Raw genomic sequence first — 15,857 nt, forward strand, 5'->3', positions numbered from 1 at the left:
GGGGCCTACCGAGGGTCTGCGATCGGGTGCGCCTTTTTCTTGCGCTCGCCCGGATATTCGTCGGCCACTTTTGCGTACAGCTCGGCAAGCTGGACGTCGAACTTCGCCAGGATTCGCCGCGTCTCGGCCTCGCGTTCGGCAACCGGCAGCGGTGCCAGCCGCGCCAGTTCCTCTTCGAGCCGCTGCATCAGGCGATTTCGCGCCACCAGATATTCGTAGCCATTCATAGGCGCTAAAACCTCCAATTCCAAAGATCAGAATTATAGGTTATCCTGCGACGAGCGAACAACCCGGCGCCTCGCCGCCGAACGCTCTGATGTGGATATCCGAACTGAATCATCGACCGAATCGAGCCTCGAAATCCTGCGCGTATGGCCCGAAGCGGCGATCTGCCACGGCTTCATCGGCCGCGCGGGCGGCGTCAGCACAGGCGCGTTCGCCTCGATGAATCTTTCCTATTGGGTCGGTGACGACGAAAGCGCCGTCGATGCGAACTGGGAGCGCATCCGTCGCGAGGCGCCCGGCCTGAACCTGGTCGCGAGGCTGAACCAGGTGCATGGCAACGTCGTTCACGCCGCGACTCGCGACACCGCCGCGCTGCGGCCCGCGGGTGACGGTCTCGTCACTGCCGAGCCTGGCGTCATGCTGGGAATATTCACGGCCGACTGTGTGCCGCTATTGATGGTTGATTCGAGATGCAAAGTAGCCGGCGCGCTCCATGCCGGATGGCGCGGCGTTATCGCGGATATCGCCGACGCCGGCGTCCGCGCGATGCTCAAGCTCGGCGCCCGAGGGTCCGACATTCGCGCTGCGATGGGTCCGTCGATCGGCCAATGTTGTTTCGAAGTTGACGCCGAGCTTGGTGATCGCTTCGGCCGTGAGATAGCGGGAGCGGAAAACCATACAAGGATAGGGCGTCCCGGCAAGGCGTTCATCGACTTGCGCGCCGTCGTGCGCGATCAGCTCGAACGTGCTGGACTCGCGCCTGCGAACATCACGAGCGTCGGCCCCTGCACTCGATGCGCATCCGACCGCTTTTTCTCGCGGCGCGCCGCAGCCGGCACGACCACCGGACTTCAGATGAGCTTCGTCGGCTTCGCCGCGTAGCAATATGGGCACTGGTTCGCTTTCACCGAAACGGGGATGAACTATTGAGCCTGCCCGGACCGGATTTTCTGTGCTACCCATAGATCATGGACCACCGCCACGACGCTCCTCCAAGTCTCGTTCCCCTTCCCGCTCGGGAAGGGGTTAGGGGTGAGGTTCCCGCGACGCCATGAGCGAGCAAAAACCAGTTTTTCGACGGAACGAAACTACCGATAGACGATAATCTTCCCAAAGCACAACATATGGTATGAAAGGGTTCTTTCCAACCGAACTGAATCAATCAGAATCGTGCAAGTTTGCCGCCTCGGCAGGCTGAACCAGTTCCGCAAGATGCCGCAACGCAAACCAAAGAAGCATCGTGCGGGCGAATTGATCGCGAAAATCCGCAAGCCGATGGCGCCGCCGTCTAAAACGATCGAAGATCCGACCAAGTACAAGCGCGAGCGCGAGCTCGAGAAGCTTCGCCGCGAGGAAAAATCCGGGAACTCCTGATGCCAACTCCCGTCAGCGGACAGATTCGAGTCGGACTTGTCGGTGCCGGCCTCATCGGCCAGTTGCACTCGATGATGCTCCGCTACGTCGCCGACCGCACCGAGCAGAGCGTGCGCGTCGTGTCGGTTGCCGACGTTTCGCATCGAGCGGCGGAACAGCTCGCGGCCAGATGGCAGGGCGCACGGGCGTTCGAGTCGGCCGAAGAGATAATCGCCGACCCGTCGATCGACGCGGTGTGGATCTGCACGCCGACCGCGATGCATCGCCAAATCTGTGTTGCCGCCGCGCGCGCGGGCAAACATATTTTCTGCGAGAAACCGCTCGCGATGACCGCGGCGGAAGCCTCCGAGATGGCGGCCGCGATCAAAGCTTCAGGCGTGACGAGCCAGGTCGGCCTCGTGCTGCGATTTTCGCCCGTGTACAACGTGATTAAAGCGATGTTCGAAGAACAGGGCGTCGGCAAATTGCTCAGCGTCACGATGCGCGACGACCAGGGTTTTCCGACCCGCGGCGCGCATGCGAGCGCATGGCGCAACGATCCGTCTCTCACCGCCGGCGGTACGCTGATTGAGCACAGCGTTCACGACTTCGATTTGCTGACGTGGATGTTCGGTCCCGTCACGAGCCTGTACTGCCGCACGCGCAATGTGAACGGCGCCGAAGGAGTCGAGGACTTCGGCGCGACTGCGATGGAATTTGCCGGCGGATGGCACGGCCAGCTCACATCGATTTGGCATCGCATGATCGCGCGCGCGAGTAACCGGAGGCTTGAAGTCTTCGCCGAGAACTTGTTTGCCGCGTCCGACGCCGATACGCTCGGGCCGATCGTTTTTCAGCGCGGCTCCGGCGCTCAAGAGGAGACGATAGCTGCCGACCAAGTGATGGCGAGATTCACAAAACAAATCCTGCGCGAGCGGCCGTACCTCGCGCCTATTAAGGATCGGCTCATGATTCCGTACGCCGCCGAGGATGCAACCTTCATCGCCGCGCTCAAGGGCGCGTGCGAGCCGGATCCCGAATTTGCGGCGGGAGTGGCAGCTCAGCGGATCGTGGAGGCGGCGTATCAGTCGGCCCGCACAGGCGGTTCGGTGCAAATTAGAACTTAGAGCGTTACTTTAATCGAGGATGCCTTCCATTCCATGATCGACTTTGAACTCAGCGAAGAACAGCAGATGATCCGCGACAGCGTCGGAGCGTTCGCGCGCGAGGAGATTCGTCCCGCGGCGCGGCCCGCCGACGAAAGCGGGGCAATCCCCGCCGCGCTGATCGCCAAGGCGTGGCAATTCGGATTTGTCAGCGGCGCCATCCCTGAGAAATTCGGCGGCGGTGGCGATGCGCGCTCGGCCGTGACCGGCGCGATCGTCGCGGAAGAGCTGGGCTTTGGCGATGTCTCGATCGGGCTCCACGTGCTCGCGCCGCGGCTGTTCGCCTTTCCGATCCTCGAGATGGGCACCGACGAGCAGCGCGCGAAATATCTGAAGCGATTCGCTGGCGCCGACTTTGCCGCCGCGACCGCGGCCGTCATGGAGCCACGCTTCGATTTCGATCTTTCCGCGCAGCAAGTCTCGGCCAAGCGCGACGGCGCGGGATACATCCTGAACGGCGGCAAGTGTTATGTGCCGCTGGCAGCCGAGTCCGATTCCATTCTGATTTATGCGGCGACCGATGCGAGCAAAGGGTTTGCGGGCGTGGACGGTTTCATCGTTCCGCGCGGCGCCGCGGGCGTGACGATTTCCGAGCGCGAGAAGAACATGGGGCTTAAGCCGCTCGCGACGTACGAATTGACGCTGAAAGACTGCCGCGTCGGTGCCGACGCGCGCTTGGGCGGTGACAGGGGGATCGACTTCTCGCGCCTGATGAGCGAGTCGCGGGTCGCGCTTGCCGCCATGGGCGTCGGCGTCATGAACGCCGCGTTCGAGTACGCGCGCGACTATGCCAAGGAGCGCAAGGCGTTCGGCGTGCCGATCGCGACCAAGCAGGCGATCGCGTTCATCCTCGCCGATATGGCGATTGAAATCGACGCGGCGCGCCTGCTGCTGTGGGAAGCGGCTTACGAGCTCGACAAGGGCCGCGATGCGCTGAAGGCGAGTTACCTGGCGAAGAATTATGTCGCGCAGAGCGCGCTCAAGGTCACGGACAACGGCGTGCAGGTGCTCGGCGGCCACGGTTACATCCGCGAGCATCCGGTCGAGATGTGGCTGCGCAACGCGCGCGGCTTTGCCGCAATCGAAGGAATCGCGACGGTGTGAGCTGTCCGCGACGGAGAGAGAATCATGATCGATTTTGAACTTGAACCACAGGTCCTGAGCCGCCTGCAGATGTACCACGCGGTTTCGGAGCACATGATGCGCCCGATTTCGCGCGACTGCGACGAGCACGAGCACACCAAGCCGACCCAGTTTTACGAGTCGATGTGGTCGGCGTCCGCCGCGTCCGATATCCAGGTCGGCAACGACAAGAGCAAGAAGCCCGACGCGGGCGCCGCAGCGCCTCGACGCGCCAATCTTCTGTCCGTGCTCAGCACCGAAGAACTCTGCTGGGGCGACGCCGGCCTGTATCTCTCGACGCCCAACTCGGGACTCGGCGGCGCGGCCGTGATGGCGGCGGGAACGCCCGAGCAGAAGGAGCGGTTCCTCAAGCGCTTCAAGGAAGGCAAGCCGAAGTGGGGCGCGATGGCGATCACCGAGCCCGGCTTCGGTTCCGATTCGTCGGCGGTCACGACCACCGCGACGCGCGACGGCGACCATTGGGTGATCAACGGCACCAAAATTTTCTGCACCGCCGGCGAGATGGCGGCCGAGAAGTCCGAAGGCTTCGTCGTCGTGTGGGCCACGGTCGACAAGAGCGCGGGACGCCCCGGAATCAAGCCGTTCGTCGTCGAGCACAACACGTCCGGCATGCAGGTCGTGCGCGTCGAGAACAAGCTCGGTATCCGCGCCTCCGACACCGCCGCGATCGTTTTCGACAACTGCCGGATTCCCCTCGACCATCTGCTTGGCAGCGCCGAGGTTCGCAAGGAAGGCGGTTTCAAGGACGTGATGGCGACCTTCGACGCGACCCGGCCAATAGTCGCCGCCATGGCGATCGGAGTGGGGCGCGCGGCGCTCGACTTCGTGCGCGAGTTCCTGAAGCAGCAGAACGTACCGGTGCGCTACGGTGTCTCGCCGCGGCGCCTGACCGCCGTCGAGCGCGATTTCATGGAGATGGAAGTGCAACTGCAGGCTGCGCGACTGCTCACCTGGCGAGCCGCGTGGATGCTCGACACCGGCAAGCGCAACAGTCTCGAAGCGTCGATGGCCAAGGCGAAGGCGGGCCTGGCGGTCACGCTGATCACGCAGAAGGCGGTCGAATTGCTGGGGCCGCTGGGCTACTCGCGCAAAATCCTGGTCGAGAAGTGGATGCGCGACGCGAAGATCAACGATATCTTCGAGGGCACGCAGCAGATCAACATGATAATTATCGGGCGCCGAATCCTGAACTACAGCAGCAAGGAATTGAACTAGTTTTTCAGTAACAGTTTCCTAGCTGGCTAGTAGAACCACTTGCCGTTGTCCCAGCGGAAAATCTCGGTAGTGTGTGTATCGCTGACAGTCTTCGGCGCTGCGTGCCGGGCGTCGTCCTCGGACTTGCCGACGATGTAGTAGATGAATTCCTCGTAGCTGATTTTTCCGATCGAGTAGCCGTCCTTGGATTGATGCGACTCGCATTGGCCGACCTTGCCGTAGCCGGTATAGGTCGCGGTCTCGTACCCGTCTTTCTGGAAAAATCTGAGCTTCTGGAGATTGTCAATCTCGCGCTCGCGCAGATCTTCTTCCCAATGCTTGCAGAATCCGGGGAACAGCGCGGACGCCTTCTTGAACTCTATATCGCGCTTTAGTCGCTCGGGCGTGATCCTCGCAATCAGCGTGTTGACCTGTTGCTGCAGCGTCTTCTTCGCCGCCGGTGAAGCGGACGCGCCCGGAATGGCCGCGCCTTCCGCGGCCAGGGCGGGCGGTGCCGGCGATGCCTCCGCCGCCGCCGCTTGCGATTGTGCCCGAGCCGGCGACGCCACCAACAGCGCCGCGAATGCGAACGCCGCGACGACTCCGATTGCTACAGTTCGTATAGACATCATAGCGATGGTTTCTATAGCAAAAATCCGCGCCATCGTCAGCCTCCCACGAACAGCGGTTCTGCACAAAAGAAGGCCGCAGCCCCTCGACGGGACTGCGGCCGGTTGCGGACGTTTCAATCTTCGCCCGGCTTAATCGTTAGGCACCAGCTCGACGCGACGGTTCTGAGCGCGGCCCTCAGCCGTGTCGTTGGTCGCAACGAAGTCGGTCTTGCCGTAGCCGTGCGGAATCAACTGGCTCGACGGGATCCCGGCTTTCACCAGGTAATCGACGACGGCATCTGAACGCCGATCCGACAGCTTCAGGTTGTATTCCTCACCACCGATCGCATCGCAGTATCCATTGACGTTGACCGTCACGTTTGGATTGGCCTTGAGAGTCGATGCGGCTTCATCCAGAACGGCGGCATCACCGGGCCGGATCCTCGACTTGTTGAAATCGAAATGCACTCCGCGCAGTACCAGCTTCTGCTTGACCGGCGGCGGCGGAGGCGGTGGCGGTGGAGGCGGCGGCGGTGGCGGCGGCGGTGGAGGAGGTGGCGGTTGGATTATAGGATCGCAGATGTAGTGACCGGCTAGTGTGCCGAGAACTGCGCCCGCGCCGCCGAGGCCGGTAGCCCAGGCGACATTATTTTCGTGGTCACCGGTGTTTTCGTTGATTGCGATTCCGATTCCCGCTCCGGCGCCCGCGCCGAGGAGTCCACCTACAATCGCGCATGTACCCCAGCTCCGCGGAGCCGAGAGATTCGCGCAGCCCGAGACGGTCAAAAGAACGACGCAAGCCGCTGCGGCAATCCAATTCTTCGATCTAAGCATGAGCGCCCCTCCCTAGGTTCAAGCTATTCCGGAATTCAAACATCCGCATTCTGGCACTTTCGAGAAGAAAGGTCTATTGAGGAAGCAGATCCGTCCAATAGCACAAGACTCGTAATAATTCTTAAAAAGAACCGGCCGCAGCCCCCAAAAGGACTGCGGCCGGCTGCAGGTGTTCAGTCTGGGTCCGACCTAGTCGTTCGGCACCAATTCGACGCGGCGATTCTGAGCGCGGCCCTCAGCCGTGTCGTTGGTCGCGACGAAATCGGTCTTGCCGTACCCGTGCGGAATCAACTGGCTCGACGAAATCCCGGCTTTCACCAGGTAATCGACAACAGCGTCCGAACACCGATCGGACAGCTTGAGGTTGTACTCTTCGCCACCGATCGCGTCGCAGTAGCCGTTGACGTTGACCGTAACGTTCGGATTGGCCTTGAGAGTTGATACGGCTTCATCCAGAACGGCGGCATCACCCGGCCGGATCTTCGACTTGTTGAAATCGAAGTGCACTCCGCGCAGCACCAGCTTCTGCTTGACCGGCGGCGGTGGAGGCGGTGGGGGTGGAGGAGGCGGCGGTGGAGGAGGTGGCGGAGGCGGCGGTACCGGCTTCGGGGCTAGCAGGTAACCAGCCACGCCGCCGACGAGGGCACCGGTCAGCACACCCAATCCGCATCCCAAGACCGACCGTCTTCGGGTCATCTTCATCGCTTTGGAGACCGATCGCGCATCCCACGCCTCCGCCGACCAGCGCACCGCCGTCGGCTCCGATGGCGGTGTACTCCTCCTGCTCAGGCGTCCATGACGCGCACGACGAAACCATCAGAAGAGCGACGGTCGCAAATGCTCAAACCCAATTTTTCCACTTGTACACTGGTATCCCTCCCTGGGATTCAAGCTATTCCGGAATCGAACTTCCGCGAATTCTGCCATTTTTGGGAAGGTAGGTCCATTGAGGAGGTGAATCTGCCGTATACCGCGAAACCCGTAATAGTTCGTTTACAAAAAAATGCGGCCGCAGCCCCCAAAGGGACTGCGGCCGGTAATGGCGTTTCAATCCTAACCTGGCTTAGTCGTTGGGCACCAGTTCGACGCGCCGGTTCTGAGCGCGACCCTCAGTCGTGTCGTTAGTCGCGACGAAGTCGGTCTTGCCGTAGCCGTGCGGAATCAACTGGCTCGACGGGATTCCGGCTTTCACCAGGTAATCCACGACGGCGTCCGCACGCCGATCTGACAACTTGAGGTTGTACTCCTCGCCGCCGATCGCGTCGCAGTAGCCGTTGACGTTGACCGTCACGTTCGGATTGGCCTTGAGAGTCGATGCGGCTTCATCCAGAACGGCGGCATCACCGGGCCGGATCCTCGACTTGTTGAAATCGAAATGCACTCCGCGCAGTACCAGCTTCTGCTTGACCGGCGGAGGCGGTGGCGGTGGCGGTGGAGGCGGCGGCGGTGGCGGCGGCGGTGGAGGCGACTTCGGATTCGGGGCGAGCAGGTAGCCGTTAACAGCGCCGATCAGAGCACCCATCACGACGCCGGTGGGGCATCCAATCTCATAGCTCTCTTTGGAACCACTGGCTCCCGCAGCGATCCCACAACCCAGCCCGCCGCCGACGAGCGCGCCGGCTGCCGCTCCGCCCGCAGTGTACTCCTTCTGCTCAGGCGTCCACGACGCGCATGACGAAGCCGTCAGCAGCACGGCAATCGCTCCCGCGCCAATCCAATTTTTCCAACTAATCACCAGTACCCCTCCATGAGTTCAAGCTATTCCGAAATCAAACGTGGATAATTCTGCCTTCTTTTGGAAGCTGCGTCTATTGAAGCGCCGATTCTGCATTTGTTATCCGGCGCTCGTAATGGTTTCGTAACAGCCAAGCAAAAAAATGCGGCCGCAGCCCTGAAAGGGACTGCGGCCGCTTGCAGGCTTCTCAGTCTCGGCCCGGCTCACTCATTCGGCACCAGTTCGACCCGGCGGTTCTGAGCGCGGCCCTCAGCCGTGTCGTTGGTCGCAACGAAGTCGGTCTTGCCGTAGCCGTGCGGAATCAACTGGCTCGACGGGATACCCGCCTTCACTAGGTAATCCACGACTGCATCCGCACGCCGATCCGACAGCTTGAGGTTGTAATTCTCGCCACCGATCGCGTCGCAGTAGCCGTTGACGTTGACCGTAACATTCGGATTGGCCTTCAGAGTTGTTGCGGCCTCATCCAGAACGGCGGCGTCACCAGGCCGGATCTTCGACTTGTTAAAGTCGAAATGCACCCCGCGTAGCACCAGCTTCTCCTTGACCGGCGGCGGCGGTGGAGGCGGTGGAGGCGGCGGTGGAGGTGGCGGCGGTGGAGGTGGCGGCGGCTGTATTATCGGATCGCAGATGTAGTGACCTGCCACTGCGCCGATCAGGCCGCCTGCGGCTGCTCCACCCAGACCTGCCCAGACACGGGAGTCATTGCTGCTGTTGTTGTGACCGTGAGCATTGTCATCGATGACAATGCCCGCGGCTGCGCCAGCGCCTGCGCCAAGCAAGCCTCCGACGACCGCGCAAGTTCCCCACGAGCGTGGCTGCGACAGATATGCGCAACCGCTCATGCTCGACACGAATAGCGCCGCCAGCGCGACGCCAGCGACCGCATTTAAGAGCCGTGATTTCAGTCTCATGAACTCCTCCTCACCCAAGTGCGTCTAAGCGCGAAGTGAACCCCTCACTCGCCCCCGAGCCGTACAAAACAGGAACGATCCCACCCAATTGACGGGGAAATATAGTTATATTCGTAACAGGAATGCAACACATAGCGGGGTGAATCGGCGAGATTTTTTACCCGGCTGGCAGGCGTTTCCTCAGCGCAGCCCGGATTTTCTGTGGATAAGTGGCGGTGAAGTTTCTCCGGTCCCGCGCCCGAGCGGCTCAAATGACGCGCCGGACCCACGTAAAACATGGCGTCCGGCGCGGTCGTCTTAGTCTTATGTACTAGTGGAACTATTGATGGTGATGATCTTGAGCATGAGCCGCTTCTTCGGCTTCCGCGTGATGCACCTCTTTCTCGTGGTGATGTACGGCTTCCTCATGATGCATTGCTTCGACCGGATGCCTGAACCATTCGGGATGAGCATTCTCGTCGGCTTTCCAGTCCGGATGGTTCTCCGCCCATTCGGGATGGTTCTTGTACATCCAGCCGGGATCGTGCTCATGCCACCAGTCAGCCTCGTGCCAACTGTGATCGGGACCGTAGGCGCCCCAGCGTCCGGAGTTCGACAACTTTCCCCAGACGTTGGGATGGTTCTGCATGAAGGCTTGCAGATCGGGGTGCTGTTCTCGGAATCTCTTGTCGTAAATCAGGCTGGGATTCCGCTCGAGCTGCGCCTTCAATGCGGGACGTTGATTGAGAAATGCGTCCAAGCGTTCTTCCTGGTATTGGGCCGCCGCGATCGACGGCATCGCCATCGCGATCAGCACGATCAAAACGGCTGGCATGATCTTGAGATGCTTCATAAGGTGATTTCTCCTGGTTCGTGACCCATTTGTGTTAGTCAGCAATCGATATCCCACCGGTTGCCCGCGCCCATACTAGCAAATCCGCGCATTGCATACCTACTTTTTGGAATCGACGAATTCGCGCAGCCCGAAAAGGTGCAAGACCACCGAATTTCGGTGAACCGAGGCAAGAATTCCTCAAAACGCGCAAACCCTGCTAGACTGTCTCATTCACCATGCTTTCACTGGCGCGCGGCAAAGAGGGAAGTTTCAAGCTGGTCTCGGGCTACAAGCCTGAGGGCGACCAGCCCGCTGCGATCGACTCGATCGTCGCCAATCTCAACGACAAAGTACCGCACCAGGTGCTGCTCGGCGTCACCGGCTCGGGCAAGACCTTCACGATGGCCAACGTGATCGCTCGCGTGAACCGGCCGACGCTCGTGATGGCGCCGAACAAGACGCTCGCCGCCCAGCTCTACAACGAGTTCAAGAGCTTGTTCCCCGAAAACGCCGTCCGCTACTTCGTCTCGTATTACGACTACTATCAGCCCGAGGCGTACGTGCCCTCGACCGACACGTTCATCGAAAAAGACGCGAGCATCAACGACGAGATCGACAAGCTGCGCCACTCCGCCACCAAGGCGCTGCTCGAGCGCAACGACGTGCTGATCGTCGCGTCGGTCTCGTGCATCTACGGCCTCGGCGAGCCCGAGGTGTACTTCGAGATGCTGGTGTTTCTCGAAGAGGGGCAGACCATCGACCGCGACAAGTTGCTGCGCAAGCTGGTCAACATCATGTACGAGCGCAACGACTACGACTTTCATCGCGGGACGTTCCGCGTGCGCGGCGACACGGTCGAGATTTTCCCCGCATACGAGGAGCAGCGCGCGGTGCGTGTGGAATTCTTTGGCGACCAGGTCGAAGCGATGTACGAGATCGACGCGCTGCGCGGCAAGGTGATCCGCAAGTTGCAGAGCATCGCGATCTACCCGGCATCGCATTACGTGACGACTTCGGATCGGATGGAAATCGCAGTCCGCGACATCCGCGCCGAGCTCAAGGAGCGTCTCGAGTACTTCCGCGCGGAGAATCGGCTGCTCGAAGCCCAGCGCCTCGAGCAGCGCACGATGTACGACCTCGAGCTGCTGGCCGAGATGGGCTTCTGTCCCGGAATCGAAAACTACTCGCGTCATCTGACCGGACGCTCGCCGGGACAGGCGCCGCCGACTCTCCTCGACTACTTCCCGAACAACTCGCTGTTCTTCATCGACGAGAGCCACGTAACGGTTCCGCAAATCGGCGGGATGTATCGCGGCGACCGCTCGCGCAAGCAGGTGCTGGTCGATTTCGGCTTCCGGCTGCCGTCTGCGCTCGACAACCGCCCGCTCAACTTCGAGGAATGGGAATCGCACATCGTGCAGGCGGTCTATGTCTCGGCGACGCCCGGCGACTACGAGCAGGCGAAGTCAGGCGGCCTCGTCGTCGAGAAGCTCATCCGCCCGACCGGACTGATCGACCCCCGAATCGAGGTGCGCAAAGCCGGCACGCAAGTCGACGACCTGCTCGAGGAAATCCACAAACGCGTCGCCGTCAACGAGCGTGTGCTGGTGACCTGCCTGACCAAGAAGATGGCCGAGGATTTGACCGACTACTACCACGACCTCGGCATCCGCGTGCGCTACCTGCACTCGGACATCGAGACGATCGAGCGCGTCGAGATCATCCGCAGCCTGCGCAAGGGCGAGTTCGACGTGCTGGTCGGAATCAACCTGCTGCGTGAAGGCCTCGACCTGCCGGAGGTCTCGCTGGTCGCGATTCTCGACGCTGACAAGGAAGGCTACCTGCGTTCCGCGCGCTCGCTGATTCAGACGACCGGCCGCGCCGCGCGCCACATCAACGGCCGCGTAATCATGTACGCCGACGTCGTCACAAAATCGATGGAACAGGCTATTGGCGAGACCAATCGCCGGCGCGCCAAGCAAGTCGCATACAACGAGCAGCACGGCATCACACCCACATCGATCATCAAGGCGATCGACGCGTCGCTGGTCGAGATGTACTCGCCCGAATGGGCGGTGGTGCCTGAAATCGGCGACGACAAAGCAGCGGAAGAGTTCATCCCGGCCCACGAGCTGCCCGATCGAATCACCGCGCTGCGTCAGCAAATGATGGAGGCTGCGGAAAACCTCGACTACGAACGCGCCGCCGACCTGCGAGACCAGATAAAAAAGCTCGAGCGCCACGCATTCGGAATGGATCAACCGCGCCATCCTGTGCAGCCGTCGATGCCGCCCGGCTCAGCGCATCAGCGCCCCACCGTGGAAACGCGCGGCAGGACCGACGTAAAAACCCGAGGCCGCCGCGGCGCCGGCGCCGCCACGGGCGCCGCCGCCGGAGCATCGCGCCCAGCTCGTCCCGTCAAGCAGGGCAAGCTGAAGCTGATCCCCGACGCCCCGAAGTAGGCGTAGCTAACGGTTCACCACAATGCCGAGCCTCGACCCCACAACTCGCGAGTACGTCATGGGATTGTTGGAGAACAAGGTGTCCGAGCGTAAGACGATCGACTACAAGCGCGATCTACCGGGAGGCGCTGACCAAGACAAGAAAGAGTTTCTAGCCGATGTATCCTCGTTCGCCAATACGGAGGGAGGCGAACTGATTTTTGGTATGACAGAAGCGTCAGGGGTCCCAACGGAAATCGTCGGCGTGGCCATTGGAAACCCGGACGCAGAAAAGCTTCATCTTCAAAATTTGATTCGTGACGGACTGCAACCACGACTGCCGAGCCCGCCCGAGATGGAATGCGTCGCTACCGACGACAGCAAATCGGTTCTGGTCGTACGGATCCCGAAGAGCTGGCGCACGCCGCACCGTGTCTCATTTGGCGGCCATGGGCACTTTTACGCTCGACACTCGAACGGCAAGTATCAATTGGACGTCGGGGAGCTCCGCGACGCCATGGTTCGAGGCGAATCAGTTAGCGAACGCGTCAGAGCCTTTCGAGCCGAGCGTGTCATCGCGGTGAAATCCGGCGCTACGCCTATCTTAGTCGAGGACGCTCCGAGGCAAATAGTACATCTCGTGCCGTTATCCGCGTTTGCCGCGAGCGGCGCAGTCGATATTCCCGACGCCATTCGGAACATCGCAAACAACCGTCTGAGGTTGCTGCAGCCCCTTGGGCGCCCGACTGGCTGGGACCATCGCGTAAACCTTGAAGGCCGCGTTGTGTTCGCAGCAACGGCTTCAGCTGAAGCAAACAGCCGCTCGTACACACAATTCTATCGCAATGGAATCGTCGAGGCGGTGGGCACCCTCCCAGTCCCCAACGCTTCCCGAGAGACAGGGGACCCGTATGTCAATGCTACCGATTGGATTGTGGAACTTAGGGAATTCCTAATCAGATCTTTCGCCCTCATGCAGGAACTGGGATTGTCACCTCCCATATTCTTTTTCTTCAGCCTTATCGGGATCAGGGGTCTTTCGTTGGCTATGGATAGATATCGTCTCGCAGTTGGGGACGCATTTGAACCAGATGACTTGGTTCTTAGCGAGCAAACTGTTGAAAGCTACCCGGTGTCCGCCGATGTTCTCTTGAGCCGTGTTCTGAAGATGATTTGGAATGCTGTTGGCCTAGAGGAATGCCCCCTCTTCGATCCGCTTGGAAACTGGCTGCCGCAGAGATAAGACGGCTCACAGCGCTATATGTTGGACTCAATCCATATGAGGAGCGAATATCCGGTTGACCGCGAAGCTATTACGCGGGCACCCACTCACCCCGGCGTTTTCTTTGCCGAGGAACATTCTGCCTGCGCTGGGACGGGGCAGCGTCGTCGAGATAGTGGCGTTGCTCGGCGTCAGCAGGCAGACGCTGCACCGCATGATGAGCGGCTCGACGGCCATCAGTCCGGACCTCGCAGTGCGTTTGGGCAAGCTTTGCGGCAACGGCTCCGAATTGTAGCTCAACATGCCGGCGCGCTACGACGCCTGGGAAGCCCGACAACGCCTCGGCAAAAAGCTCGCGAAGATTCCAACTTTGGCGTGACTCGCGCAAGCTGAACCCGAAGCTCTCTGCCAGTTTTTCCGTCCCTTCATTTTCACTTTAATCGTTCAACTCCACTGAACGCGTTGTACACCCCAGCGTAACGCCTTTCCTATTGAGAGCGCGCGCCGCAGAAAAAACGGTCTGGTGTTCCTAGCGACGCTATCTGCTCGCAGCGGTGTTCGGAATGAACACTTCCGGACAAGCAGTACCGAGGACCAAGGGGTTTAATAGCAACACTCGACAAAGCAATTGGAGGTGAGAACGATGCCGCAGAAAAAACACTACGGATGGGTCCCCGATCTTCCCGACCATCGCGACCAACTCTACTCCGCGCCGGTCGTAAAGTTGGCGACGTTTCCGACCAAGGCTGACCTGCGTCCCCAATGCCCGCCGGTCTACGACCAGGGCCAGCTAGGCAGTTGCACAGCCAACGCGATTGCTGGCGCAGTCCAGTTCGATCTGATGAAAGAGTCGAAGCCGGTGTTCGTTCCGTCGCGACTGTTCATCTACTACAACGAACGCGTGATCGAGGGCACGGTTAACTCGGACAGCGGCGCGCAGATACGCGATGGTATCAAGACCATCTCGCACCAGGGCGACGCGCCGGAAACCGACTGGCCGTACGACATCGCGAAGTTCGCGGACAAGCCGCCAGCCAAGGCATACGCCGACGCGAAGAAGCACGAAGCAGTGAGTTATCAGCGCCTGACCCAGGACCTCGCGCAGATGAAGGGTTGCCTGGTGTCCGGATATCCGTTCGTGTTCGGATTCACGGTCTACCAGAGCTTTGAATCTCAGCAAGTCGCCAGTACCGGCGTGGTGCCGATGCCCTCGCCGAGTGAACAGACCGTCGGCGGGCATGCCGTGATGGCGGTCGGGTACGACGACAGCCAGCAGCGGTTCATCGTGCGCAACTCGTGGGGTACGGGCTGGGGAATGGCGGGTTACTTCACGATGCCCTACGCCTATCTGATCCAGTCGAACCTGTCCGACGACTTCTGGACGATACGCGTGGTCAATTGAGTTCTAGGCGCCGGCGCGAATTCTCAATGTGTAGGTTCGCGCCGGCGCTGACTTCTGCCACTGACGTGCGTAGTGCAGTTCGATGGTCGCGCTTCCGGGCTGATCGACCTTGAACGTCCATTGATGAGTGCCACTTCGCCCGGGGGTGGTACTTGGATTCGCGAACGAGTCGGCGACAATCGAGCAAACGGGCTCTCCGACAGATTTGATGCTCCAACTGAATCCCGTCGTGCGCGTTTCACTGAGCGAGACTTCGAAGGTGTCGCCGACGCGCACCTGGATTTCATGTCCGTCGTCGCTATCGGTGAACTGCACGGCTGCTACTTCGCGCGGGCGCGCAGTTGGCGCGCGGCGCCGGCAAAGAAATTACGCGCGACGAACGATCGCTCGGCGGCCGCCATCGCTTCCAGAATTTCGGCGTTCAGTGTGATCGCCTCTTTGTCTGACGGATTCGCATTCAGCGCGATCTCCGCGAGCGCCAGCGCCCGCTTTAGCAGCGCCGCCTCCTTGAGTGCCCGCGCCTTTGCAAGGAGCGCGTCGCGGCCGCACATCGCGACGATGTCGTCGCCGCGTTCCTTCCGCGTCGTCGGGAACATTTGCGACGGCTCGCCCGACCACCATCCGGCGTAGCGGCGGATCACGTCGCGAACCACAAACGGGAGGCATCCATAAATCGGTTGCAGGTAGGGTTTCGCCGCCAGATCCGCCGGGATCGAAATATCAGCCTCTACGATATCCACCGGCCATTCGCCCGCGTTCAGCCGGCGCACGACTTCGTCGTGGATGAGACGGAGCGCTCTCGC

The 15,857-nt window shown here is 60.8% G+C and carries 18 protein-coding genes; 9 read left to right on the plus strand and 9 right to left on the minus strand.

Going from position 1 to position 15,857, the window contains the following annotated elements:
- Positions 1 to 5 precede the first annotated feature (5 nt).
- Positions 6 to 227 carry an SPFH domain-containing protein gene (locus tag VJX68_RS10635; RefSeq protein ID WP_324095663.1) on the minus strand — a complete coding sequence of 74 codons (222 nt, stop codon included), beginning with the start codon at positions 225 to 227 and terminating at the stop codon, positions 6 to 8.
- A gap of 91 nt (positions 228 to 318) precedes the next feature.
- Here VJX68_RS10635 and pgeF point away from each other — a divergent pair, with 91 nt between their 5' ends.
- From pgeF to VJX68_RS10660, 5 genes are all read left to right on the plus strand, one after another.
- The gene (pgeF, locus tag VJX68_RS10640) at positions 319 to 1,107 is read left to right on the plus strand and encodes a peptidoglycan editing factor PgeF (RefSeq protein ID WP_324095664.1); all 789 of its coding nucleotides are present in this window, start codon (positions 319 to 321) and stop codon (positions 1,105 to 1,107) included.
- Positions 1,108 to 1,437: 330 nt separating this feature from the next.
- Positions 1,438 to 1,599 (plus strand): hypothetical protein, encoded by a 162-nt coding sequence (locus VJX68_RS10645; protein ID WP_324095665.1) that lies wholly within the window; start codon positions 1,438 to 1,440, stop codon positions 1,597 to 1,599.
- A complete protein-coding gene (locus VJX68_RS10650) occupies positions 1,599 to 2,705 on the plus strand; it encodes a Gfo/Idh/MocA family protein (RefSeq protein WP_324095666.1) in 1,107 nt (368 codons plus the stop codon). Before VJX68_RS10645 ends, VJX68_RS10650 begins: the two co-directional genes overlap by 1 nt.
- Positions 2,706 to 2,738: 33 nt before the next feature.
- Positions 2,739 to 3,848: an acyl-CoA dehydrogenase family protein gene (locus VJX68_RS10655; protein ID WP_324095667.1), complete on the plus strand. Its 1,110-nt coding sequence runs from the start codon at positions 2,739 to 2,741 to the stop codon at positions 3,846 to 3,848.
- Between the two features lie 21 nt (positions 3,849 to 3,869).
- On the plus strand, positions 3,870 to 5,102 hold the full coding sequence (locus VJX68_RS10660) for an acyl-CoA dehydrogenase family protein (protein ID WP_414643477.1): 1,233 nt from the start codon (positions 3,870 to 3,872) through the stop codon (positions 5,100 to 5,102).
- A gap of 26 nt (positions 5,103 to 5,128) precedes the next feature.
- Here the strand turns inward: VJX68_RS10660 and VJX68_RS10665 are convergent, their stop codons facing one another.
- From VJX68_RS10665 to VJX68_RS10690, 6 genes are all read right to left on the minus strand, one after another.
- Positions 5,129 to 5,710 (minus strand): hypothetical protein, encoded by a 582-nt coding sequence (locus tag VJX68_RS10665; protein WP_324095669.1) that lies wholly within the window; start codon positions 5,708 to 5,710, stop codon positions 5,129 to 5,131.
- A gap of 132 nt (positions 5,711 to 5,842) precedes the next feature.
- On the minus strand, positions 5,843 to 6,526 hold the full coding sequence (locus tag VJX68_RS10670) for an OmpA family protein (RefSeq protein ID WP_324095670.1): 684 nt from the start codon (positions 6,524 to 6,526) through the stop codon (positions 5,843 to 5,845).
- 189 nt (positions 6,527 to 6,715) lie between these two features.
- Positions 6,716 to 7,183: an OmpA family protein gene (locus VJX68_RS10675; RefSeq protein ID WP_324095671.1), complete on the minus strand. Its 468-nt coding sequence runs from the start codon at positions 7,181 to 7,183 to the stop codon at positions 6,716 to 6,718.
- Positions 7,184 to 7,589: 406 nt separating this feature from the next.
- Complete coding sequence (locus tag VJX68_RS10680) at positions 7,590 to 8,261, minus strand: OmpA family protein (RefSeq protein WP_324095672.1); 672 nt, start codon at positions 8,259 to 8,261, stop codon at positions 7,590 to 7,592.
- 203 nt (positions 8,262 to 8,464) lie between these two features.
- Positions 8,465 to 9,175, minus strand: a complete 711-nt coding sequence (locus tag VJX68_RS10685) for an OmpA family protein (protein WP_324095673.1) — start codon at positions 9,173 to 9,175, stop codon at positions 8,465 to 8,467.
- Between the two features lie 319 nt (positions 9,176 to 9,494).
- Positions 9,495 to 10,007 (minus strand): hypothetical protein, encoded by a 513-nt coding sequence (locus VJX68_RS10690; RefSeq protein WP_324095674.1) that lies wholly within the window; start codon positions 10,005 to 10,007, stop codon positions 9,495 to 9,497.
- Positions 10,008 to 10,225: 218 nt separating this feature from the next.
- On the opposite strand from VJX68_RS10690, the gene uvrB reads away from it, so the two are divergent.
- From uvrB to VJX68_RS10710, 4 genes are all read left to right on the plus strand, one after another.
- On the plus strand, positions 10,226 to 12,451 hold the full coding sequence (gene uvrB, locus VJX68_RS10695; RefSeq protein WP_324095675.1) for an excinuclease ABC subunit UvrB: 2,226 nt from the start codon (positions 10,226 to 10,228) through the stop codon (positions 12,449 to 12,451).
- A gap of 22 nt (positions 12,452 to 12,473) precedes the next feature.
- The gene (locus VJX68_RS10700) at positions 12,474 to 13,673 is read left to right on the plus strand and encodes an AlbA family DNA-binding domain-containing protein (RefSeq protein ID WP_324095676.1); all 1,200 of its coding nucleotides are present in this window, start codon (positions 12,474 to 12,476) and stop codon (positions 13,671 to 13,673) included.
- Between the two features lie 103 nt (positions 13,674 to 13,776).
- A complete protein-coding gene (locus VJX68_RS10705; RefSeq protein WP_324095677.1) occupies positions 13,777 to 13,947 on the plus strand; it encodes a helix-turn-helix transcriptional regulator in 171 nt (56 codons plus the stop codon).
- A 348-nt stretch (positions 13,948 to 14,295) separates the two neighbouring features.
- Positions 14,296 to 15,054 (plus strand): C1 family peptidase, encoded by a 759-nt coding sequence (locus VJX68_RS10710; protein WP_324095678.1) that lies wholly within the window; start codon positions 14,296 to 14,298, stop codon positions 15,052 to 15,054.
- A gap of 3 nt (positions 15,055 to 15,057) precedes the next feature.
- Here VJX68_RS10710 and VJX68_RS10715 read toward each other — a convergent pair whose 3' ends face one another.
- Both VJX68_RS10715 and VJX68_RS10720 read right to left on the minus strand, forming a co-directional pair.
- Positions 15,058 to 15,369: a protease inhibitor I42 family protein gene (locus VJX68_RS10715; RefSeq protein ID WP_324095679.1), complete on the minus strand. Its 312-nt coding sequence runs from the start codon at positions 15,367 to 15,369 to the stop codon at positions 15,058 to 15,060.
- A 5-nt stretch (positions 15,370 to 15,374) separates the two neighbouring features.
- The coding region (locus VJX68_RS10720; protein ID WP_324095680.1) for an alkyl sulfatase dimerization domain-containing protein at positions 15,375 to 15,857 on the minus strand (483 nt) is incomplete at its 5' end.

The sequence above is a fragment of the Binatus sp. (SeqCode) genome, assembly GCF_035272065.1.
Lineage (GTDB): Bacteria > Desulfobacterota > Binatia > Binatales > Binataceae > Binatus.